Source organism: Nocardioides sp. (assembly GCF_051876515.1).
Taxonomy (GTDB): Bacteria; Actinomycetota; Actinomycetes; order Propionibacteriales; family Nocardioidaceae; genus Nocardioides.
In genome coordinates, this window is record NZ_JBJEHY010000076.1 from 1 (window position 1) to 21908 (window position 21908).

Consider the following 21908-nt stretch of genomic DNA (forward strand, 5'->3'; position numbering starts at 1 on the left):
GAAGTCCTCAACACCATGAAGACGGTTGCCTCGGCAACGACAACGCTCCACGGAGTACCCATCTGCAGCTACCACGTCCGCGAGGTGCACGGAAGCGCGACGTCAGGTGCGGCCAAGGCCGTCCGTCGTCTGGTGTTGTAGGGAACTCAGGGACCCGATAAGGACGGTAGGCACGCCTCACACCACGTCCACCAACCCCCTGAACCTCCGGTCCTGGTAGACCAGCGGCGCGTGCACGCGGCGTACGACCTGCTCGACGTGGAGGACCAGCATCACGTGGTCGCCGAGCACGGGGGTCTGGACAACCCGGCCCACGATGGCGCCCATCGCGTCGTCGATCACCGGGGCCGACGGGTACCCCGCGTCCAACTCCACGTGGGCGAACTTGTCGTCGACCTTCGATGCGAAGACCCCGGCCACGTCGGACTGCTCGTCGGAGAGCAGGTTGATGGCCACCACCTCGGCGGCACGGAAGGTGTCGTACGAGCGCGACGTCTGGCCGACGAACACCCCCACCAGCGGCGGCTCGACCGAGATGTTCACGAAGCTGCTCGCCGTGAAGCCCACCGGCCCCGACTCCGTGTACGTCGCGACCAGGGTCACGGGCGCCGGCACCCGGGCGATGGTGCGGCGGAGCTCGTGGGGGTCGACCGTGGTGGGCCCGGTTTCGACAGGCTCAACCAGCGTGGACGTGGGGGTGGTCATCGGACTCCTGTTCGGGGTGAGTGGGTGGACACGAGCTCGGCCAGCGAGGCGGCGCAGGCAGCGGCCTGAGCAGCAGCGGACTCGCGCAACGGCAGAGCCCCGCCGTGCAGCTCCTCCACCAGCTCGAGGAACCGACCCCGCGCACCAGCCACGTCGACGCCGACGGGCGCACCGCCGGCCAGCACCGGCCGCCCGCCCACGTACACGTCGCGCACGTCAGCAGCGCGCCCGGCGGTCACCAGCTGGTTCGTCAGGTCGTTCACCGGCCAGAACGCCGGCGCGTCGAGGTCCCACAGGACCAGGTCGGCGGCGTACCCGGGCGCGAGCACGCCCACGTCCGACCAGCCGCACGCCGCGGCACCGCCCGCGCTGGCGGCCGACAGGGTCTCCTCCGGCGTCAGCCACGACGGCGGTCCGCCGCCGGAGACCCGCGACAGCAGCGCAGCCAGCCGGGCGGCGTCGAGCTGGTCCATCCGGTCCGCCGAGTTCGCGCCGTCCGTACCGACCGCGAGACGCACCCCGGCCGACAGCAGCCCGCGGATGTCCGCCACGCCCGACCCCAACCGCAGGTTCGAGCCCGGCACCGTCACCGCCACGGCACCCGCCTCAGCGAGCAGCTCACGATCAGCACCGTCCACCCACAGGGCGTGCGCCACCGTCAGCCGGCCGTCCAGCACCCCCTGCGCCGCCAGCTCGGCGGTGATCGAACGGCCGAACCGCTCCCGCCCACTCACCGCCTGCGGCACCGACTCCGCCAGGTGCAGGTGCACCCGCAGGTCGTGCTCGACCGCCACCCGGTGCAACCCAGCCACCAGCTCCGGCGTGCAGTGCGCCGGGATCGTCGGCGCCACCGCCGCCTGCACACCCGCGGGCCGGGCAGTCGAGGCCCAGCGCGCCGACAACGCCACCAGCTCGGCAGCAGTAGCCGCTGAGCCAGGCACCCCGCAGCACTCCCCGATCACCGGCACCGCCTCGTGCACCGACCGGTCCGCCACCATCGGCGCCAGCACCGCACGCACCCCGGCCGCGGCGTACCCCTCGGCGACCGCCGACAGGCCCTCCACGTCCGGCAGCGGCGACTGCGCCACCAGGTCGAACGCGCCCGTGCACCCCGACCCCAGCAGCTCCACTCCGCACAGCAGCGCCGACAACCGCGCCAGCTCCGCCGTACGCGGGGCCGACAACCAGCCGCCGTGCAGCAAGGAGGTCTCCAACGTCCAGTCCCGGTTCACCCCACGCGCGTGCAGCGCCTGCGAGTGCGTGTGCCCGTTCACCAGCCCCGCCGTCACCAGCCGCCGCGAGGCGTCCACCCGCTCCGCGTCCACGTGGTCGAAGCTGCCGTGCGGCTCGAGCGCGGCCACCACGCCGTCCACGACCAGCACGTCGGCGGCCTCGGGCACCCAGTCGGCCCCGGCCAGGACGGTCCCTCCCGTGAGGAGCATGCGTCTCATCGCGGGTGCACCGCCCGCCAGTGCTCCGCGATCTCCGAGCGCGTCGCCACCCACACGTCGTCGTGCGCGGCCACGTGGTCCAGGAACCGCGCCAGCCCCGCCGCCCGCGCCGGGTGCCCCGTGATCCGCGGGTGCAGCGACACCACCAGCATCCCGCCGCCCTCCGCGTACAACACGTCGAACGAGTCCCGCAGGTACGTGAACGCGTCGTCGGCCGTCGCCCACCAGCCCTTCGCGTACTTGTTGTCGTTGGCCGAGAACGTGTGCGGCACCACCAGGTGGTCGCGCCCCGCCACGCTCGTCCAGTACGGCAGCTCGTCGTCGTAGGCGTTCGAGTCGTACGACAACCTCGCCTCCACCAGCAGCCGCCGCGTGCTCAGCGACGGCCCGTAACGGCAGTACCAACCAGCCGGCCGGCTCCCCCAGGTCCGCTCGAACGACGCCAGCGCCGCACCGATCTCCGCACGCTCCGCCTCCTCGTCGAGGAGGTAGTGCTTCGTGAACCGGTACCCGTGACCCAGCAGGTCCCAGCCCGCCTCCCGCGCCGCCGACGCGATGTCGGGCGTACGCTCCAGCGCCAGCGCGCACGCCGACGTCGTCGCGACCAGGCCACGCTCGGACAGCATCCGGTGGATCCGCCAGAAGCCGACCCGCGACCCGTACGCCACCATCGACTCCGCGGCCAGGTCACGGCCCGGCACGTCGGCACCGGCGGCACCGCCGTCGGTCAGCGGCGACTCGCTCGCCGGGTCGCCGTCGCCGACCTGGTACTCCGCGCCCTCCTCGACGTTGACGGTCAGGTTGAGCGCGATCCGCGCACCGCCCGGCCACGCCGGGTCCGGGCGGTGCCGGCCGTACCCGACCAAGTCGCGGTCGGTCCCCGGCCCCGGCAGTCCGGGCACGGCTCAGACCCCGACCGGGGCGGGCACCGGCACCGTCTCGGCCGGCCGACCCGTGTCGACCAGCTCGGCCACGTCGAACGCCTGGTACGAGGCGAAGAAGCCGTCGCGGTCCTCGAGGAACATCGAGCGTGACAGGGCGTCCGCGAGCCGTCGTCCGCCGGCGCCCAGCCCGGAGTTCATGTTGCCGTTGAGCCCCATCGACAGCCGCGCGCCGTAGGTGAAGTCGTGCACGTGGCCGATCCACGGCGCCCGGCCCGGCTCCACCTCGGTGAAGGAGAAGTCGTCGGCCAGGTACGGGTACGTCGCCAGGGCGTCGTCCTCCCAGCCCTCGGGCGCGGTGAACCGGTCGCGCCACGACGCCACCTCCGGCGCGAGGCGCGCCAGCTCCGGGCGCGCGGCCAGCTCGACCGTCGGCCCGGTGGCGCTGATGACGGAGTCGAACCGGAACTCGCCCGCACCGGAGTCGACCACGATCTCGTCGCCGTCCATGCGCACCGCGTCCCAGCCGGCCGACGTGTGCCACCCGAACCCGTCGAAGCGGGTGCAGCGGAACCAGGTCGGCTGCGGCGGAGGCTGGTTGACCCGCTGGAACTGGACCGTGAAGCGCCACTTGTCCTCGTCCGGCAGGTCCGGGAAGTGCGCCCCGAACGCGTAGAACTCCATCCACCGGAACGGGTTGACCCTCGGGATCTCCGCGCGCCGGTAGAAGAGGTCCACCGACTGCGCACCGTGCTCCAGCGCCGAGGCCGCGTAGTCGAACGCCGACGCGCCGCCGCCGAGCACCCCGACCCGCTGCCCGGCGAAGCGGGAGAAGTCGACCGGCGCACCCGTGTGCACGTACCGCTCCGTCGGTACCGCGTCCGCGATGATCGACGGCACGCCCCAGGCGCCGTTGCCGGCGAGCCCGGTGGCCAGGACCACCCGGCGCGCCAGCGTCGTTCCCGAGGTGTGCGTGACCTCCAGCAGGCCGTCGTCGGTCGGGCGTACGTCGGTGACCGCGTCCTCGTTGTTCATCCGCGGCGCCGTCACCTGGCGGAACCACGCGAGGTAGTCCTGCCAGTGCTCCTTCGGGATGTGCGTCAGCGACTCCCACGCCGCGTCGCCGTGCGCGGCGCGGTACCAGGACTCCGGCGTCAGCGCCGGCACGCCCTGGTCCGGCCCCGTCAGCGCCTTCGGCGTGCGCAGCGTGTGCATCGCGGCGTACGTCGTCCACGGGCCCTCGCTGCCCGCCGGGGCCGCCTCCAGGATGAGCGTGTTCGTGATCGCCCGACGCTTCAGCGCGAACGCAAGCGTCAGACCCGCCTGACCGCCGCCGATGATGAGCACGTCCACCGCCTCGCGACCGTCCGCGGCCACCTTCGGGGTCAGCCACTGCGGGCGCGGGTACGCGGTGAGGCCGAGCTGGCGCTCCACCTCGGCCTCCAGGGCGGCCAGGCTGGCCAGACCGGTGTGAGGGGTGGGGTTGGGAGTGTTCATCGGGTCTCCTCCTCGAGGATCTGAAGGGTGTGGGCGGCGGCGAGGAGCTCCTCGTCGCGGCCCGCGAAGCCGAGCAGCTGGACGCCCAGCGGGCGGCCGTCGACGGTGAGCCAGGGGGCGGACAGGGCCGGCACCCCCAGCAGGGACGAGGTCGCCGGCATCCGCCGGCACCCGGTGCTGTCGTGCCCGTACGGCGCGGGGCCCGTCGTGGCCAGCGTCAGCAGCACGTCGACCTCGGCGGAGAGCGCGGCGTACTGCTCGGCGAGGACCGCGCGACGCTGCAGCGCGAGCGCCAGACCGTCCGGCCCGGTCGCCTCGGCGTGCGCGACCATCTCGCCCAGCCGCGGGTCGGGCTCCCCGGCGGCGACGTACGACGCCAGCGCCGGGGCGCTCTGCCCCGCGAAGATGTCGAAGCAGACCAGCCCGGACCCGGCCAGCGCCTCGTCCAGGGCCACGAGCGGCGGGGTGCCGCGGACGACCTCGACCGCGGCCGTGGTTGCGAAGCGGTCCACGAGCGCCGCCAGGGCCGTACGGGTCTCCTCGTCCGGCAGGTCGCCGTCGTCGAGCCGGACCACCCCGACCCGCAGCCGGGCCGGCCGAGCGACGTCGCGCCAGTCGTCGGCCAGCACCGGCAGCACCGCGGCCAGGTCGTCCCGCGTCGCCGCCAGCACCCCGAGGTCGTCGAGGTCGTCGGCGAGCAGGTGCATCCCGTCCCGCGGCAGCCGCAGGTGCGTCGGCTTGAACCCCCACACCCCGCAGTACGACGCCGGGCGCAGCGTGGAGGCTTGGCTCTGGCTGCCGAGCGCGACGGAGACCAGTCCCGCCCCGACGGCCGCGCCGGAGCCGGCCGACGAACCGCCCGGCGTGTACCCGGGGGCGGCCGGGTTGTCCGTCACCGTCGTGGTGCCGCAGGCGTACGGGGTCGTGGTCACCATGCCGGCCACGTGCGCACCGGCCGCCCGCAACCGGGCGACGGCCTCCGCGTCGGCGGACGGGACGCGGTCGGCGAAGACACCGGAGCCGTACGTGGTCGGCATCCCCGCGACGTCGATGATCTCCTTCACCGCGACCGCCGTCCCGGCGAGCGGGCCGGAGGTCAGCGGCGCCTCGCCGGAGAGGTGGGTGAAGGCGCGGACCTCGTCGTGGAGCGGGGCCGGCACCTGCGCGGCGTACCAGTCGTGGACCTCGCCGGCCGTCACCGCGCGCACGCCCGGCGTACCCACGAGCAGCTCGACGATCTGCTCCAGCTCGGCGATGCGGTGCGGCACCCCCATCACGTGCGGGTGCAGGCCGACGGGCATCACCACCGGGTTGGCCGCACCCTCGGCGAGGTGCACGGCCAGCGTGCGGCGGGTGCGGTCGAGCAGCGCGCCGTCGGCGAGCTGGGCGACCTGGTAGACGGTGACGTCGTTGAGGGTCAGCGTGTACGGAAGCCCCAGCACCGGCCCGGCCGCGCTGTCCAGCCACACCGGCCGGTCGTCGACCATCCAGTCGTGGTTGTACGCGATCCCGTGGCGCGCCAGGTGGGCCAGCGAGTCGTCGGTCTGGTTCATGCCGGGGCTCAGCCAGCCGCGCGGCGCCCCGAAGCGGGCGGTGATCGCCTCGACCGTCCCGGCCACCCAGGCGGCCTCGTCGTCCACCGACTGGACGGACTGCTGGCGCAGCCCGTGGGCGGCGACCTCCCAGCCGTACGACTCGACGAGGTCGGCGACCGCCGGGTAGCGCTCGATCACCTCGGCGTTGAGAGCGACCGTCACCTTCGTACCCAGCGGCGCCAGCGCGCGGGCGACCCGCGGCAGCCCGACCCGCAGGCCGTACAGCACCCACGAGTGGTTGGCCACGTCCGGCACGACGCTGAGGCCGTGCGGGGCGGGCAGGGCCGCCCGCGGCATCGGCCGGTCAAGCGTCCAGTGCTCCAGGTTGAGCACCACCTGCGCCAGCACGGCGGCGCCCTCGAGGGGTCGCAGCACCGGCGCGTCGGTGCTCAGCACGAACGGGGTCGGCGCGACCCGCTCACCGGTCGCGGTCCGGGCGGTCACGAGACGACCCCGGAAACGTTCCGCACCCCGACCAGGTCGAGGAGCAGCTCGTCGTCCCCCGGCAGGCCCAACAGCGACACCCCGACCGGGGCGTCGGTGCCGGCCGCAGGCGAGGCGAGACGTCCGACCGGCATCGAGACCTGCGGCGCGCCGGTCAGCGAGGCGGGGACGACCAGGGCCAGGTTGCGGTCCCGGAACGCCATCAGCTCGGCGTGCGAGGCCGTCCGCAGCGGGGCCGTGGCGACCGTGGTCGGCAGCACCGCCACCCCGCCGTCGGCCAGCAGCGCCTCCAGCCGGGAGACCAGCGCGGCACGCTGCTCCTCCGCGCGAGCGACCTCGGCGTCGGTGACCAGACCGGCGTCGAGGATCCGCTCGCGGATCCCCTCCCCCAGCACCGGGTCCGCCTCGGAGACCCACGCCCCGTTCGTACGCCACAGCTCGCGGCTCATCAGCGGCCAGAAGATCTCGCGCAGCCCCGGCCAGCCGGCACCTGCGGGCACCAGGGTCTCCTCGACGACCTCCACGTCGAGGCGGGCCGCCCAGCCGGCGGTGCTCAGCCGGGTGCGGGCGGCGACGTCGGCGTCGGCCAGGTCGAGGAGATCGGTGAGCAGCACCAGCCGGGTGCAGGTACGCCTCTCGGCCACCGGGGCGGCCAGCGCCGCGAAGGCGGCCGCGACCCGGTCCGGGGTACGGGCCAGCAGCCCGACCGTGTCGAAGCGCGGCGCCATCGGTCGTACGCCGGTCAGGTCGATCCGGCCGTGGGTGGGCCGCAGCCCGACCAGGCCGCAGAACGCGGCCGGCACCCGGATCGAGCCGCCCGTGTCGGTGCCCAGGCCCAGGTCCGCGGCACCCGCCGCGACCGCCGCCGCGCTGCCCGACGACGACCCGCCCGGCACCCGGTCCACGGCAGCCGGGTTGAGCGGCGTGCCGTAGTGGGAGTTGGCGCCGAACATGCCCATCGCGAGCTCGTCGGTGGCGACCTTGCCGACCACCTCGGCACCCGCCGCGAGCAGCCCCGACACCGCGGCGGCGTGCCCGGTCGCGGGGGCGCCGGCGGCCAGCGTCGGGTTGCCGGCCGCGGTGACCCGACCGGCCACGTCGAAGAGGTCCTTCACCGCGACCCGGACGCCGTCCAGACGACCGCGGGCGGTGGCCGGGACGTGGACGTCGCCGGCGGGAGCCAGCAGGTCGGCGGGCAGCGCCGACCCGGCGGCGGGTGCCGGACTGGTCGTCGCCGTCATCGTGCGGGGGCGGAGAGGAAGCCGTCCACCAGCGCCTCGGCGTCGGCGAACGGGTAGTGGCGGAACGCGTATCCCTTCACCACCGGGGCCGCACCGGAGTAGAAGCGCTCGTACTGCACGTGGCGGCCCGCGAACTCCGACCCCACCAGGTCCCAGCAGAGCTTGAAGAGGCGCACCCGGTCGCGCACCGACAGGTGGTCCGACCCCATCACGACGTCCATCGAGGCGACCGTCTCGTCGTCGTCGAAGTCCAGCACCGAGCCGGGCACCTGGATCACGCCGCCGCCGGCGAGCTCGCCGAGGAGCTTGACCGCGCGCGGGTACACCTCGGTCTGCATGCCCAGCGCGGCGTACAGGAACTGCCCCTCGGGGCGCCACACGCCCTGCTCGTCCGGTCCGCCGAACGCCTGCGCCGACTCGGTCAGCGAGCGCGACACGGTGTGGATCGTGGCGAGGTCGGCCAGCTGCATCTTGATCGCCATGTCGGCGTCGCGGCCGTTGGCCTTCGCGATCCGGCTGGCCACGCCGACCAGGAACTGCAGCTTGGCGGTGAGCCGCACGATCGACTGCATGTTGCCGATCTGGTGGGCGGCGGTGCCGAAGAACTGGCGGTTCACCACGGCCACGTCGCCGGCCGCGAAGACCCGCCACCACGGCACGAACACGCGGTCGAAGACCACCATCGCGTCGGTCTCGTCGAAGCGGTTGCTCAGCGGGTAGTCGAACTCCTCACCGGCCGTCGCGTACGGGCGGCGGCAGATCAGCCGCAGCCCCTCCGCGTTGACCGGCAGCACGAACGACAGGGCCTTCTCGCCCTCGTTCGGGCCGAGCGGGCGGACGCTGGTCACGAAGATCTCGTCGGCCACCGCGGCGCCCGTGCCGAGCATCTGCGCGCCGTCGACGACGATCCCGTCCTCGCGGACCTCCACCAGCTGCACCGGCTTCACGCGGCTGGTCGGGTCGTGCGGGTTCTGCTGCGGCGGGACGATCGAGTTCGAGATCCACAGCCCGCGGGCGGCGGCGTACGCGTGGAACGCCTCGACGGTGCCGGGCACGTCGCGGTCGGTCCCCTCGCCCGTGGTCGGGGTGAAGGCCGCCGAGTTGCCGGCGAAGCCGGCGAGCAGGCCGGCGACGTGGTCGGGTCCGCGACCGATGAACCCGTGCGTCATCCCCACCCACGCCTCCAGCGCCGCCTTGCGGAGCGCGTGCTGCTCGGCGGTGCGGGGGATCGTGAAGAAGGCGAGCTGCCCCGTGGCCGGGTCGACCAGCGGCGACCCCGGCTCGTGGGCGGCGTCGTACGCGGCCGCCATCGTCAGCGCCATGCCGCGGAACGCCGGGTGCGCGGCCAGGTCGGCGACGCGCTCGCCGTCGACGCGTACGTCACGCCCGTCGTTGAGGCTCTCCAGGTAGTCGTGGCCGGTGCGCAGGCCGGCGTCGACCTGGGGGGCGGGAGTGGTGGGGGTAGTGCTCATGCGGGGCTCCTCAGGTGTGCAGGACGTCGGTGTCGCCGGGACCGCGGAACAGGTCCTCGGGCGTGAACTCGGTGGTGATGAGGCCGTCGGCCAGGCAGTACTCGACGGTCGTGGCGAGCATGTGGCGGTTGGCGGCGAGGCCGACCGGCCACGGGTCCGGCCCCAGCTGGCGCTCGGTCTCGAGCAGGTCGTCGAGCTCCCACGGCAGGAACGTCTCCAGCGCCGCGGAGTCGAGCAGCTGCGCGCGGGCCACGGCCTGGGCCTGCGTGAATGCACGCAGCAGCGCCATCGGCAGCTCCGGGTACGCCTCGGCGACGCTGCGCTTGAGGGCCACCACGTGCATCGCCGGGAAGATCCCGGTCTCGCGGTGGTACGCCAGCTCCTCGGCGCGCGGGTCCTTGAAGAACCGCCGCACGCCGCCGTCGGGCCACGTCGAGGGCGCCCGCGCCGTCATCAGGGCGTCGATCTCGCCCGCGGCCAGCAGGTCCGCGAGGCTGGCATCCGTACGGTGCTCGAAGGTGAAGCCGGGCGGGTAGTACTGCGGGTGCTCGTCGCCGGTGCGGGCGTGCTCCAGGCCCCCGATGACGTACGTCGGGGCGAACCGGTCCAGGCCGTAACGCTCCTGCAGGATGCCGCGCAGCCACACCCCGGCCGCCATGTCGAACGTCGGGATCCCGATCCGGCGCCCGGCCAGGTCGGCCGGCACCACCACGTCGCTGCGCTCGGAGGCGTACACGCTGGACAGGCGGAAGTGGCGCGAGGGGAAGACCGGGACCGCCAGGTACGGCTGGCCCGGCTGCTCCAGGCTGCGCAGGTACGTGCCCAGCGGGAACTCGCAGATGTCGAAGGTGTGCTCGGCGAGCTGGTGGTTGAACAGGTCCTGGACGCCCATCAGGGTGACGTCGAGGTCGGCGCCCTCGACGACCACGCGGCCGTCGGCGAGCGGGCGGGTACGGGCGGAGTCGGACAGGCCGACGCGCAGACGGGACATCAGGAAGCCTCCAGTCGTGGGGTGCGGCGGGAGTCGATGACCGCGTCGATCCGCCCGGCCAGGCCGGCGGCGAAGCGGTGGTCGAGCTCCCACTCGATGGCGATGACGCGGTGCAGCTGGTTCTCCAGCGCCGCCGGGACGTTGGCGGCGTTGTTCACGACCACCGCGGGCGCCTCGGCGAGCAGCTCGGGGTCGTCGGTGCCGATGACGAAGCCGTCGATCTCGCCCGGGTAGTACTGGCCGACGATCGCCGTCATCCACTGCACGCCCCGCGCGGTCGGCGCGACCACCACGACCCGCTCCAGGTCGCGCAGCGAGATGAGGCGGCGCAGCGCCGTCGGCGACGTCACCAGCGGCAGCTCGATCACGGCGTCCATGTCGCCCACCAGCGCGGCGACGTCGTTGAGGTGGAAGACCGGGACCGCGACGGCGTCGAACTCCTCGTCGAGGCGGCGGCCGACCGCGTCGCAGAGCAGCACCGGCTGCACCTCGACCCGGCCCGCGGCCTGCACGATCTCCTGCAGGCGCCGCATGTCGCGGTCGTTGCACTCGACCAGCGCGATCCTGCGCATCTGGTCCACCCGGTCGCGGGCACCGGCGAGCAGCTCGTCCAGCTCCTCACGCGTCAGGCCGAGCCGGCGGGCCCGCAGCAGCACCTCGTCGAGCTGGGCGCGGACCACGTCGCGGGCGTCGCTGGCGCCCTCGCCGGAGTCGACGACGTACGTCCCGCGCCGCGGCACCGTACGGACCCGGCCGCGGTGCGCGAGGCGGCTGATCGCCCGGTCCACGGTGGTGGAGTTGGAGTTGAGGTCGGCGGCCAGGGCACGGCACGACGGCAGCTTCGAGCCGACCGGGTAGGCGCCGGAGACGATCCGGTCGAGCAGGGTGCGGTGCACCTCGTCGAGGGTCGGGGCGATGTCGCTCATGACGCCCCCACCAGGGCCGGCTCCGCGAGAACAGACTGGGCGGCGAGCCCGGACCGGGAGACCAGCTCGACCGCCACCGGCCGCGACTGCGCGGCGACCTCGGCGGCGTCGACGGTGACGACGTCGTGGTCCAGGACGCTGGCCCGGCCGTCGACCCAGACCTCCTTGACCTCCCGCGACCCCGCCACGAAGACGACCGCCTGGTACGGGTCGTGGACGTTGGCGAGCGTGGGGCCGGTGCCGTCGAGGATGACGACGTCGGCCTTCTTGCCGACCTCCAGCGAGCCGATCTCGTCGTCCATCCGCAGCGCCCGCGCACCACCGATGGTGGCCATCTCGTACGCCTCCCTGGCGTGCATCGCCGTCGCCTGCAGGTCGCGAACCCGGGCCAGCAGGGCGGCCGTCTTCACCGCCTGCAGGAAGTCCTGGGAGTCGTTGGAGGCGGCCCCGTCGACGCCGATGCCGACGTCGATCCCCAGCGCCCGCATCTCCGCGACCGGCGCGATCCCGGAGGCGAGGATGCCGTTGGCGACCGGGTTGTGGGCGACGCCGACGCGGTGCTCGGCCATCAGCGCGCGGTCGTGGCGGTCGACCCAGACGCAGTGGGCGGCCAGGGTCGGCGCCGCGAACAGGCCCTCGTGGGCGCAGTGGGCGACCGCGGTCCGGCCGTACGCCGCCATCACGGCGGTGACCTCCTCGCGGATCTCCTGCAGGTGGATGTGGACGCCGTGCCCGCCGTCGACGGCCAGCGCGACGGTCCGGCCGAACATCTCCGGCGACTGGGCGCCCAGCGCACCGACGCCGACCCGGAACGTCGAGAGCCGGCTGGCGCGGGCCGCCTCCAGCAGCGCCTCGTGCTCGGTGAACTGCGGCTCGAGGTCGTCGTTGTCGCGGTCGCCGGCCCCGAAGGAGACGACGCCGCGCAGGTTGAGCTCGTCGAGCGCGGTGACCACGGCCGGGGTGACCGGGCCGTCGGGGCGCGGCTGCGTGACGAACATGTCGTTGGCGGTCGTGATCCCGCTGCGCAGCATCTGGATCCCCGACACCAGCGTGCCGGCGCGCGCCACCTCGGCGGTCGTGTGCGGCTTGAGCCTGCGGATCAGCGCGTCGATCCACTCCCACAGCGTGTACTGGCTGGCGATGCCGGTCACCAGGCCCTCGGAGAAGTGGCCGTGGGTGTTGACGAACCCGGGACCGACGATGTCGTACGCGCTGCCGCGGACCTCCGCGTCCGGGTACTGCGCGGCCAGCTCGGCGTACGGACCGACCGCGACGATCCGGTCGTCGCTCCACACCACCGCGCCGTCGCGGACCGGGGTCGGCGCCATCACCCAGGCGCCGCGGGCCAGGACCGTACGGCCGCCGCCCTCCACCGGGGTCATGCCGAGGCTCCGGCGGGGCGACCGTTGGCGTAGTCGTACGCGTCGGGCTGCGGGGCGGCCAGCTCGGCGTACAGCTCGGGGCGCCGCGCCCGCAGCAGGCCCGGGATGGAGGTGAACGCCTTCGGTGCGGCCATCGTGTCGTCGTGGGCGCGCAGCCACCGCAGCCGTGCGAGGTCGAGCTCGCAGACCAGCAGCTCCTCGCGGCCGGCGTACCCGAGCGGGTACTCCGGGCCGGTGATCATCGCCGCGCCCTCCTCGACGCCGAAGCGGTTGTTGGTGAGCGCGACGTAGCACTGGTTCTCGATCGCACGGACCTGGTTGACGAGCTGCCAGTTGCGGGTCAGCGCGGTGAAGCCGCCACCGGCGGGCGACAGGATGATCTCGGCGCCGCGCAGGGCCACGATCCGGGCCACCTCGGGGGTCCACATCTCCGAGCAGACGACGATGCCGAGGCGCAGGCCGTCGATGTCGAAGACGCCGAACGCGTTGCCGGGGCTGATCACGCCCTTGGTCTCGGCCGGCGGCAGCGTGGCGGGGTGGGTGCGTTCGTAGCGCAGGTGGCGGGCGCCGGTGCGGTCGGTCACGTAGACGACGAGACGGTCCAGGCCGTCCTCGCACCGCTCCGTACGGCTCCACACCACGTTGATGCCGTGCTCGGCGGCCGCCGCCGACAGGGCGGGCTCGGCGTCGTAGAAGGGGTCGCCGGCGTCGACCGGTCCGGGGCAGAACTCGGGGAAGAGCAGCAGGTCCGCGCCACGGGCGGCGGCCCGGCCGACGATCGCCACCGCCTGGTCCACGTTGGGGGTGCCGTCCTCGCCCACGATGCGCAGCGGCTGGGTGGCCGCCACGGTGTAGCGCTCCGGGGTGTCCGTGGCCTGCTGGTTGAGGTCTGGCACGAGTCCCGCTCCGATCCCTGGGGCCGGGCCGAGTGCCCGACGACAGGGCTGAATCTAGGGACGAATTCGGCCTGTCCCGCCGGGGTTCACAGGCTGTTTACAGCGGTCGGAGCAGACTTCTCGCGGCTGTTACATGGACTGGGACAGCGGGACACACGATCGTAAAATCGCAGGTCAGGCGGGGTTTTGTGTCCCGGCTGTCCCGCGTTACATTCCCGCGCCATGCGCCGTTGGTCGATCATCCTGCTGCTGGCCCTGGCCGCCTCGGGCCTGCTCGCGTGGGCCGGGCTGCCGACGCCGTTCCTGTTCGGCGGACTGCTCGGCGCGCTCGTGTGGGCGCTGCTGCCGACCGAGGGCGCCCGGCTCCCGGCGGTCGCGTTCAACGGCGGCCAGGCCGTCGTGGGCGTCGTGGTGGGCGCGTCGGTCGACTGGGCCTCCATGCGCGACCTCGGTGGCGGCTGGGCGATGGTGCTGCTGGCCTCCTGCTTCTCACTGGTGGTCAGCGTCCTGGCCGGACGGCTCCTGCTGCGCCACGGCGTCTCGCGCCCCACCGCCACCTTCTCCACGATCGCCGGCGGGGCCGCCGGCCTGACCGCACTCGCCGAGGACCTCGGCGCCGACGACCGGGTGGTCGCGGTGCTGCAGTACCTGCGGCTCCTCGTCGTGCTGGTGACGATGCCGGTGGTGGTCGTGGTCGTGCTGGGCGCGGGGGCCAACGGGTCCGGAAGCCCCGTCGAGACCGGGTCGTGGGTCGACTGGGTGTACGCCGCCGCCGCCGTCGCGCTCGGGCTGGTCGGCGGCAAGGTCGTACGGATGCCGTCGTTCCAGATGCTGGGTCCGCTGGTCGCGGCCGCGGTGCTGTCGTTGACGCCGGCCTTCTCCGACGCGGCCGTGCCGCCGGTCGTGAAGGCGCTCGGCTACCTCGCCATCGGCGTCCACGTGGGTCTGAAGTTCACCCCCGCGTCGATCCGCCAGATCGGGGCGCTGGTGCCGACCGCACTCGTCGCCACCAGCATCACCCTCGTCTCCTGCGCGGCGCTCGCGTGGCTGCTCACCGTGACCACCGGCGTCAGCGCGCTCGACGCCTACCTGGCCACCACGCCCGGAGGCATCTACGCAGTGATGGGTACGGCCGAGGCCACCGGCGGTGACGTCGGCTTCGTGGCCGCCTCGCAGGTCGTACGGCTGCTCATCATCCTCGGCTCGGCGCCGTTCGTGGCAGCGTACCTGCGGCGCGGGGAGCCGGGCCGCTCGTCGGGGCGAGGCTAGGCGGCCTTCCACATCCAGACGAGCAGGCCCACGTCGAGGAGCAGGATCGGGACCACGAGTGCCCACATGGCCGGGTCGCTCCACTTGCGTGCCATCGCGAACCACGGCAGCGCCATGCCGAGCACGCCGACGACGACGCCGACCGCGATCCAGGCGGGCTGCTTGGTGATGATGCCCGCGATGAGCACGATCAGCGACATGAAGATCGCGCCGTTGCTCACCGCCTCCAGCAGGAACCCCTGCACCACCCGGAGGAACCCACCACCCGCAGAGACCTCGTCGCCACGCTGAGCGTCCACGTCACTCCTCCACGGGGCTGGGGTCGAAGGTGGGGTCGTCCTCGAGCGTACGCTTCCAGTCCTCCGCGTAGCGCTCCTCCATCGTGTCGAGGTGGCCGTGCAGGAGCTCGGCGTACTCGGTGGTGCCCTCGAAGACCTCGCCCCAGCTGGTGTCGCCGTCCTCGACGTGCTGGGCGAGCCGCTTCATGTCGGGGCCGAGGCGTCCGCTGAGCGCGTCCTCGTGGAACTCGCGCCGCTCCTCGGGCGTGTGCACCGGGTCGGAGGCGACGGCAGCCATGTGCGCGCGGGACGCCTCCAGGGTGCCCCGGAACGCCGCCACGGCCTCGGCGAACGCCTCCTCCGCGGCCGAGGTGCTCACGCGGGGACCGCGGGAACGTCAGGCAGCGACTCGGCCGTGATGGCGTGGACGAAGGAGATGATCAGGTTCTTGAAGGTCGTGATGATCTGCCAGAACGCCATGATCGCCTTGCGGGCGGTCTTGAACAGCTCCCACGCCTCCTTGATCGTCTTGACCGCCTTCCACTGACCCCACAGCGGGATGTACGACGACGAGATCGCCGCGCTGCAGATCGAGATGATCATGCGGATGATGTCGACGACGTTCTGGGCGAGGTCGACCGCACCGCGGATCATGTCCTTGAGGTGGGTACTGACCTTGGCCATCGCGTTGGACTGCTTGGCCAGGGCGTCGGTCCAGCGCTCCATGTACCGCTGCGCCTTGCGCGAGGCGCCGCCGGTCCAGGTGGCGGAGATCGCGGAGGCCCCGGAGGCGAGGTTGCGCTCGGCCTTGTCGAGGCAGTCGCTGACGTGCTGCCAGGCGCTGGCGTGCAGGGCGGCCTTCTCGATGTCGCCGGCGATCCACTTCGTGACGTACTCGCGCGGGTCGATGCCGATGATCCAGTTGGTGAGGTCGCAGATCTTGTCGAGGACGAACCCGAAAGAGACCTTGGGCAGCTCGGCGGTGTCGCAGCTCGGGGCCGGCACGGGCAGCACGCCCGCGACGTCGTAGAACCCCTGGGCCCGCTTGTCGTCGGTGATCGCCCGGCCGACGCCGAACTCCTGGGAGACGTTGCGGTCGGTCTCCGCGTAGTCGGCCGCGGTCTCCGTCAGGGAGACGCCCGCCGCCTTGAGACGCTCGCCGTCGAGGGTGAGGACCTCGGTGAACGAGGGGATCATCGACTCGTACTCCATGGTCAGCAGCTCCAGGATCATCCCGAAGTCGCCGTCCGTGACGTGCGAGGCGAGGTAGTCACCCACCCCGGCGCACCCGGCACCGGCCCTCGACACCTGTCGGCCGTAGCCCCGCAGGTCTGCCAGCTCCACCGCGAATCCGGACATCTGCCGCTCCCCTCTCACGCCCCGTGTGGCCGTGGCCACCATGCCCCGTGGGGGACGGGGACAAACCCGGGCGACGCGGGGCGACGCGGTGGCCGTCAGGCGTTCTCCTTGCGGAAGGTCGCGGTGCCCCACCAGATGCCGAGCACCGAGAGGGCCACGGCCCACCCGATGCCCCAGGCGAGCTGGTTGGCGACGAACTCCCCGGAGAACGAGGTGCGGACGGCGTCGACGACCCAGCGGAACGGGACGACGTCGCTGACCCGCTCCAGCCAGGCCGGACCCAGCGTCATCGGCAGCATGATCCCGCTGAGCAGCAGGATCGGCATCATCACCATGTTGATGAGCGGCGCCATCACGTCCTCGGACTTGGTGGTCAGCGCGACCGCGTTGGAGGCGGCCGCCATCGCCGTGCCCACGAGCAGCGCGATGCCCACGCCGAGGACCACCCCGGACCACGACGGCTCCATGCCCATCGCCCAGCCCAGCGCGATCAGGAGCAGCGCCTGCACGAAGATCTGCAGCAGGTCGCGCATGAGTCGCCCGACCAGCAGGGCGGTGCGCGAGGCCGGCGTGACCCGCTCGGCCTCGATCACGCCCTCGCGCCACTCGGCGATCAGGCCGAAGCCGGCGAACATCGCACCGAACATCGCCAGCTGCACGAGCAGCCCGGGGACCAGGAACGTGTACGCGTTGGTGGCTCCGAACTGCCCCACCAACGGCTTGAGCAGCGGCCCGAACAGGACGAGGTAGAGCACCGGCTGCATCACTCCGATGATCACCCAGGCGGGGTTGCGCAGGTTCATCCGCAGCTGGCGGTTGAAGACAATCATGCACTCGCGGACGAAGGTGCTCATCGGGTCGCTCCCGTCTCGTCGGTCTCGGTCTCGTCGTCGGTCCGCGTCTCTGCCTCGTTGTCGGCCCGCGTCTCTGCCTCCGCGTCGCGCAGCGAGCGGCCGGTGAGGCTGAGGAAGACGTCGTCGAGGGTCGGCCTCATCACCTCGATCGACTCGAGCGTCACGCCGTGGCCCTCCAAGTCGCGCAGGAGGCCGGGGACGACCCGACCCGCGCGCGGCACCCGGCCGCGTACGTGGGTACCGTCGGTCTCCACGGCACCGGCGACGGCCGCGAGCTTCTCGGCGGCCAGGCTCACCTGCTCGGGCGCGACCTGCAGGTCGACCAGGTCGCCGGAGACCTGCGCCTTGAGGCTCTCGCTGGTGTCGGAGGCGACGATCCGGCCGTTGTCGATGATGACGATCCGGTCGGAGAGCGCGTCGGCCTCGTCAAGGTAGTGGGTGGTCAGGAAGACCGTCGCGCCGCGCTGGCTGCGCAGCTCGGCGATGTGCTGCCACAGGTTGGCCCGGGCCTGCGGGTCCAGCCCGGTGGTGGGCTCGTCGAGGAAGACCAGCGTCGGGTCGTGGACGAGCCCCATCGCGATGTCGAGGCGACGCTTCTGCCCGCCCGACATGTTGCGCGGCATCCGCTCCCACAGCCCGTCGAGCTGGAGCTGCTCGAACAGCTCGCGGCCCCGGGTCTCGGCCTGCCTCTTGGAGATGCCGTAGAGCATGCCGTGGTCGACGACCTCCTCGCCGGCCCGCGCCGAGGAGAACGTGCCGCCCGACTGGGAGACGTACCCGATGGAGCGACGCACCTGCTCGGACTGCGTGGCGACGTCGTACCCCGCGACACGCGCCGTGCCGGCCGTGGGGCGCAGCAGGGTGGTGAGCATCCGCAGCGTCGTGGTCTTGCCGGCCCCGTTGGGGCCGAGGAACCCGACCACCTCGCCCTCGGCGACGTCGAGGTCCACGCCGTCGACCGCTCGTACCTCCTTGTTGGCCCGTCCCTGCCTGGTGTGGAAGGTCTGCACGAGGCCCCGCGCCTCGATCATGGACCCACTCATGTGTCTCCTCCGCTCGTCGGCGGGGACCGCGCATCCTCGCGGTCTGACCCGTCGACCACCCTCGCACGGGCCACCGACATTCCCCATGGGCTTTTTCCCGGGACCGACGGCCCCGCTAGCGTTCAGCCATGGCATTCGGCATCGACTTCGGCGGCACGGCGGTCAAGGGCGCCCCCGTGGACCCCTCCACCGGGCAGGTCACGGCCGAGGTGGCCAACGTGCCCACCCCCAACCCCGCCACCCCCGAGGCGCTGCGCGGTGTCTTCGTCGACCTCGTGGCCGGCTTCGCCGACGTCGAGGGCCCGGTCGGGGTCACGGTCCCCGGCGTGGTCCGGCACGGCACGGTGCACACGGCCGCCAACATCGACCCGGCCTGGATCGGGACGGACGCCGACGCCCTGTTCACCGAGGCCCTGGGTCGCGAGGTGCACGTGGTCAACGACGCCGACGCCGCCGGCCTCGCCGAGGTCTCCCACGGCGCCGCCATGGGGCGGTCCGGCCTCGTCGTGGTGACCACGCTGGGCACCGGGATCGGGTCCGCGCTGGTGCACGACGGCGTCCTGGTGCCCAACTCCGAGTTCGGGCACCTCGAGATCGACGGCCGCGACGCCGAGGACTGGGCAGCCAACTCCGTACGGGTCGCCGAGAAGCTCTCGTACGAGGCCTGGGCGGCGCGCCTCACGCGGTACTACCGCACGCTCGAGCGGCTGCTCAACCCCGACCTGTTCGTCGTCGGCGGCGGTGTGAGTGCCGGCTGGGACGACTTCGGCCACCTGATCGAGATCGACACCGAGATCGTCCCGGCGACCCTGCGCAACAACGCCGGCATCGTCGGGGCGGCGCTCGCCGCGACGCAGGTCAGCGGCTGACGCTCGCGACCCTGGCGCCTCAGTCCACCGGGTCCCGCAGCTCCCGGTACGCCTCCAGCGCGCCCAGGAGGTAGCGCTGCACCACCTCCCGCTCGCCCTCGTCGAGCGCGGCGTCCACGTCGTCGAGCGCGGTGAACATGGGCAGCATCAGCTCGACCATCCGCCTGCGCCCCGTCGGGGAGATGACCAGCTCCGTACGGCGCCGGTCGCCGGGGTGCGGGTGGCGCTCGACGTACCCCCGCTGCTCCAGCTTGTCGACGATGCCGGTCGTCGCGGCCGTGGTGAGGCCGAGCCGTCGTGCGATCTCGGCGGGTCCCACCCGGTCCTGGGAGAGGTGCGCGAGGGTCACCAGCTCCGAGACGGACATGCCTGCGCGGCGGGCGACGAGGTGGTTGGAGTGGACGACCTCGTTGATCAGGGCGCGGAGCGCGAGCAGGGTGGACGTCTGCTGCCAGGTCCCCGCAAGAGCAGGGGGAACCCCCTGCTGCGTGCTGCCGTGCTCCACGGGCCCTCCTTGTGACGTTCTTGACCCGAGAGGTAGCATACTTCACTAGTAGTTAACTTTCTTAATGATTCAGGAGCCCACGGTGCCCTCTCCCAGCACTGAACGCACACCCGGACGATTCGCCCGCGCGCTCACCGGTCGCAGGGTCAGCAAGCTGCTGGCGCTGGTGCCTCTGCTGCTGGGGATCCTCGTCATCGCACTCGTCCCGGCCGCCACGCACGACCAGGCGCCGACCGACTCGATGCCGGCCGGGATGGACAGCACCCTGGCCGCCGAACTGGCCGACGAGCTGCCCGAGACCGACGCCGAGGTGGCGATCGCTCTGTGGACCACCACCGACGACGGCGAGCTCTCGCCGCAGGCCGTTCGTCAGGTGTCCCGTCAGACGCTCCAGCTGCTCTCCGAGCTCACCGCAGGTGAGGCCGACGGCATGGAGCACACCCGCGACCGGGGCGAGAAGGGCGCTGCGCCTGCTGGTGGCGAGGAGGCAGGCGACCACCCCGAGGCCGAGAGCCCGCTGACCGTCTCCGAGGACGGGTCGGCCGCGATGGCGGTCCTGCCGGTCACCGCCACCAACTCCGACCAGCGCATCGACGCGGTCGAGGACCTGCGCAAGCGGCTGGCTGAAGAGACGCCCGACGGCGTCGACGTGGCCGTCACCGGTCCCGCTGCCCTGCAGGCCGACTTCGGCCAGGTCTTCGCCGGCGCGGACTTCAAGCTGCTCGGCGTCACCGCCGTGGTGGTCGCCATCCTGCTGATCATCACGTACCGCAGCCCCGTGCTCTGGCTGGTGCCGCTGCTGGTCGTCGGCGTCGCCGACCGTACGGCCTCGATCGCCGCCACCCACGTGCTCTCAGGGCTCGGGCTGGTCTGGAACGAGTCGACCGTCGGCATCCTCAGCGTCCTCGTCTTCGGCGCGGGCACCAACTACGCACTGCTGCTGATCTCCCGCTACCGCGACGAGCTGAAGAGCACCGACGACCGTTTCGAGGCGATGGCCCGGGCGTACGGCCCCACCGCCGAGGCCGTCTTCGCCAGCGCCACGACCGTCATCCTGGGCCTGCTCACCCTGCTGCTGTCCCTGGTGCCGAACACCCGCGGCCTGGGGCTGGCGTGCGCGGTGGGCGTCCTGATCGCGGCGTCGTTCGTGATGCTCGTGCTGCCGGCGGCGATGCTGCTCTTCGGCCGCGGACTGTTCTGGCCGGTGGTTCCGCGCGTCGGTGAGGCGCTGCTCGTCGACAGCGAGACCTCCATCTGGAGCCGGATCGGTCGCGCCGTCTCCGGCCGCCCGCGCACCTTCGTGGCCGCCAGCCTGCTCGTCGTGATCGGCCTGGGGCTGGGCATGACCCAGATCCAGGTCGGCCTGCGCGCCGCCGAGCAGTTCCTCGACACCCCCGAGTCCGTCTCGGGTGCCGAGCGGCTCGGCGAACACTTCCCCGCCGGCAGCTCCGACCCGGTCACCGTGCTGACCCGCCAGGACCCGCAGCTGGTGGTGGACAGGATCTCCGGCGCCGACGACGTGACCGCCGTACGGGTCAGCGCCCAGGGCGAGGGCGTGGCACGCCTCGACGTGACCACCGAGAGCTCACCGAGCACGGAGGCCAACGAGGCCACCGTCCGCGCACTGCGGGCGGAGCTCGAGGACCTCGACGACACCCACGTGGGCGGCGGGACCGCCGAGGAGATGGACGAGTCGGAGGGCGCGTCGCGCGACGAGCGCCTCCTGGTGCCGATCATCCTCGGGCTCGTGGTGGTCGCGCTGGTGCTGATCCTGCGCTCGGTGGTCGCGCCACTGATCCTGGTCTCGACGGTGCTGGCCACGTTCGTCGCCGCGATGGGTGCGTCGTGGTGGGTCTTCACCCAGGTGCTCGACTTCTCGGCGCTGCACACGTCCGTGCCGCTGCTGGCCTTCCTGTTCCTGGTGGCCCTCGGCGTCGACTACAACATCTTCCTCGTCACCCGCGCCGTCGAGGAGGCCCGCAACGTCGGCACCCGGACCGGCATCCTGCGGGCGCTCACCGCGACCGGCGGGGTGATCACGTCGGCCGGCATCCTGCTCGCCTCGGTCTTCGCCGTCCTGGGCGTGCTGCCGCTGGTGATGCTGGCCCAGTTCGGCGTGGTCGTCTTCATCGGCGTCCTGCTGGACACGCTGCTGGTGCGCACGGTCCTCGTACCGGCGGTCGTGCTCACCCTGGGCGACCGGTTCTGGTGGCCGCGGAAGGTGGGTCCGACCGAGGGCTGAGGCCGGCC

Annotated in this window: 20 protein-coding genes; 3 read left to right on the forward strand and 17 right to left on the reverse strand. The window is 72.8% G+C overall.

Annotated elements, in window-relative coordinates; all coding sequences use genetic code 11:
* Window positions 1-177 precede the first annotated feature (177 nt).
* The 11 genes from ACI379_RS04885 to ACI379_RS04935 are packed head-to-tail and all read right to left on the reverse strand — an operon-like array spanning window position 178 to window position 13481.
* Window positions 178-705: a flavin reductase family protein gene (locus tag ACI379_RS04885; protein WP_439790946.1), complete on the reverse strand. Its 528-nt coding sequence runs from the start codon at window positions 703-705 to the stop codon at window positions 178-180.
* Window positions 702-2147, reverse strand: a complete 1446-nt coding sequence (locus ACI379_RS04890; RefSeq protein WP_439790947.1) for an amidohydrolase family protein — start codon at window positions 2145-2147, stop codon at window positions 702-704. The genes ACI379_RS04885 and ACI379_RS04890 overlap by 4 nt, the downstream gene beginning before the upstream one ends.
* A gap of 5 nt (window positions 2148-2152) precedes the next feature.
* Window positions 2153-3058, reverse strand: a complete 906-nt coding sequence (locus ACI379_RS04895; protein WP_439790948.1) for a polysaccharide deacetylase family protein — start codon at window positions 3056-3058, stop codon at window positions 2153-2155.
* Between the two features lie 3 nt (window positions 3059-3061).
* Complete coding sequence (locus ACI379_RS04900) at window positions 3062-4534, reverse strand: NAD(P)-binding domain-containing protein (RefSeq protein WP_439790949.1); 1473 nt, start codon at window positions 4532-4534, stop codon at window positions 3062-3064.
* The gene (locus tag ACI379_RS04905) at window positions 4531-6573 is read right to left on the reverse strand and encodes an amidase family protein (RefSeq protein ID WP_439790950.1); all 2043 of its coding nucleotides are present in this window, start codon (window positions 6571-6573) and stop codon (window positions 4531-4533) included. The genes ACI379_RS04900 and ACI379_RS04905 overlap by 4 nt, the downstream gene beginning before the upstream one ends.
* Entirely contained in the window at window positions 6570-7814 is a 1245-nt protein-coding gene (locus tag ACI379_RS04910) for an amidase family protein (RefSeq protein WP_439790951.1), read from the reverse strand. The genes ACI379_RS04905 and ACI379_RS04910 overlap by 4 nt, the downstream gene beginning before the upstream one ends.
* Window positions 7811-9286 (reverse strand): 4-hydroxyphenylacetate 3-hydroxylase family protein, encoded by a 1476-nt coding sequence (locus ACI379_RS04915; protein WP_439790952.1) that lies wholly within the window; start codon window positions 9284-9286, stop codon window positions 7811-7813. Before ACI379_RS04915 ends, ACI379_RS04910 begins: the two co-directional genes overlap by 4 nt.
* A 10-nt stretch (window positions 9287-9296) precedes the next feature.
* Window positions 9297-10277 (reverse strand): hypothetical protein, encoded by a 981-nt coding sequence (locus ACI379_RS04920; RefSeq protein WP_439790953.1) that lies wholly within the window; start codon window positions 10275-10277, stop codon window positions 9297-9299.
* Window positions 10277-11203: a GntR family transcriptional regulator gene (locus ACI379_RS04925; RefSeq protein WP_439790954.1), complete on the reverse strand. Its 927-nt coding sequence runs from the start codon at window positions 11201-11203 to the stop codon at window positions 10277-10279. Before ACI379_RS04925 ends, ACI379_RS04920 begins: the two co-directional genes overlap by 1 nt.
* Complete coding sequence (locus ACI379_RS04930) at window positions 11200-12585, reverse strand: amidohydrolase family protein (protein WP_439790955.1); 1386 nt, start codon at window positions 12583-12585, stop codon at window positions 11200-11202. The genes ACI379_RS04925 and ACI379_RS04930 overlap by 4 nt, the downstream gene beginning before the upstream one ends.
* Window positions 12582-13481 carry a carbon-nitrogen hydrolase family protein gene (locus tag ACI379_RS04935; RefSeq protein WP_439790956.1) on the reverse strand — a complete coding sequence of 300 codons (900 nt, stop codon included), beginning with the start codon at window positions 13479-13481 and terminating at the stop codon, window positions 12582-12584. The genes ACI379_RS04930 and ACI379_RS04935 overlap by 4 nt, the downstream gene beginning before the upstream one ends.
* Window positions 13482-13703: 222 nt before the next feature.
* On the opposite strand from ACI379_RS04935, the gene ACI379_RS04940 reads away from it, so the two are divergent.
* Entirely contained in the window at window positions 13704-14750 is a 1047-nt protein-coding gene (locus ACI379_RS04940; protein WP_439790957.1) for an AbrB family transcriptional regulator, read from the forward strand.
* Here ACI379_RS04940 and ACI379_RS04945 read toward each other — a convergent pair.
* The 5 genes from ACI379_RS04945 to ACI379_RS04965 all read right to left on the reverse strand — a co-directional run bounded on the left by ACI379_RS04945 (window position 14747) and on the right by ACI379_RS04965 (window position 18284).
* Window positions 14747-15049 (reverse strand): hypothetical protein, encoded by a 303-nt coding sequence (locus tag ACI379_RS04945; RefSeq protein WP_439790958.1) that lies wholly within the window; start codon window positions 15047-15049, stop codon window positions 14747-14749. The genes ACI379_RS04940 and ACI379_RS04945 overlap by 4 nt on opposite strands.
* 1 nt (window position 15050) lies before the next feature.
* On the reverse strand, window positions 15051-15407 hold the full coding sequence (locus tag ACI379_RS04950; RefSeq protein ID WP_439790959.1) for a hypothetical protein: 357 nt from the start codon (window positions 15405-15407) through the stop codon (window positions 15051-15053).
* Entirely contained in the window at window positions 15404-16387 is a 984-nt protein-coding gene (locus ACI379_RS04955; protein WP_439790960.1) for a WXG100 family type VII secretion target, read from the reverse strand. The genes ACI379_RS04950 and ACI379_RS04955 overlap by 4 nt, the downstream gene beginning before the upstream one ends.
* Before the next feature lie 95 nt (window positions 16388-16482).
* Window positions 16483-17241: an ABC transporter permease gene (locus ACI379_RS04960; protein ID WP_439790961.1), complete on the reverse strand. Its 759-nt coding sequence runs from the start codon at window positions 17239-17241 to the stop codon at window positions 16483-16485.
* Window positions 17238-18284 carry an ATP-binding cassette domain-containing protein gene (locus ACI379_RS04965; RefSeq protein ID WP_439790962.1) on the reverse strand — a complete coding sequence of 349 codons (1047 nt, stop codon included), beginning with the start codon at window positions 18282-18284 and terminating at the stop codon, window positions 17238-17240. The genes ACI379_RS04960 and ACI379_RS04965 overlap by 4 nt, the downstream gene beginning before the upstream one ends.
* Before the next feature lie 128 nt (window positions 18285-18412).
* Here ACI379_RS04965 and ppgK point away from each other — a divergent pair, with 128 nt between their 5' ends.
* Window positions 18413-19153: a polyphosphate--glucose phosphotransferase gene (gene ppgK, locus ACI379_RS04970; protein ID WP_439790963.1), complete on the forward strand. Its 741-nt coding sequence runs from the start codon at window positions 18413-18415 to the stop codon at window positions 19151-19153.
* A gap of 19 nt (window positions 19154-19172) precedes the next feature.
* Here the strand turns inward: ppgK and ACI379_RS04975 are convergent, their stop codons facing one another.
* A complete protein-coding gene (locus tag ACI379_RS04975; protein WP_439790964.1) occupies window positions 19173-19658 on the reverse strand; it encodes a MarR family winged helix-turn-helix transcriptional regulator in 486 nt (161 codons plus the stop codon).
* 82 nt (window positions 19659-19740) lie between these two features.
* Between ACI379_RS04975 and ACI379_RS04980 the strand changes: the two genes are divergently transcribed.
* The gene (locus ACI379_RS04980; protein ID WP_439790965.1) at window positions 19741-21900 is read left to right on the forward strand and encodes an MMPL family transporter; all 2160 of its coding nucleotides are present in this window, start codon (window positions 19741-19743) and stop codon (window positions 21898-21900) included.
* Window positions 21901-21908: the final 8 nt, after the last annotated feature.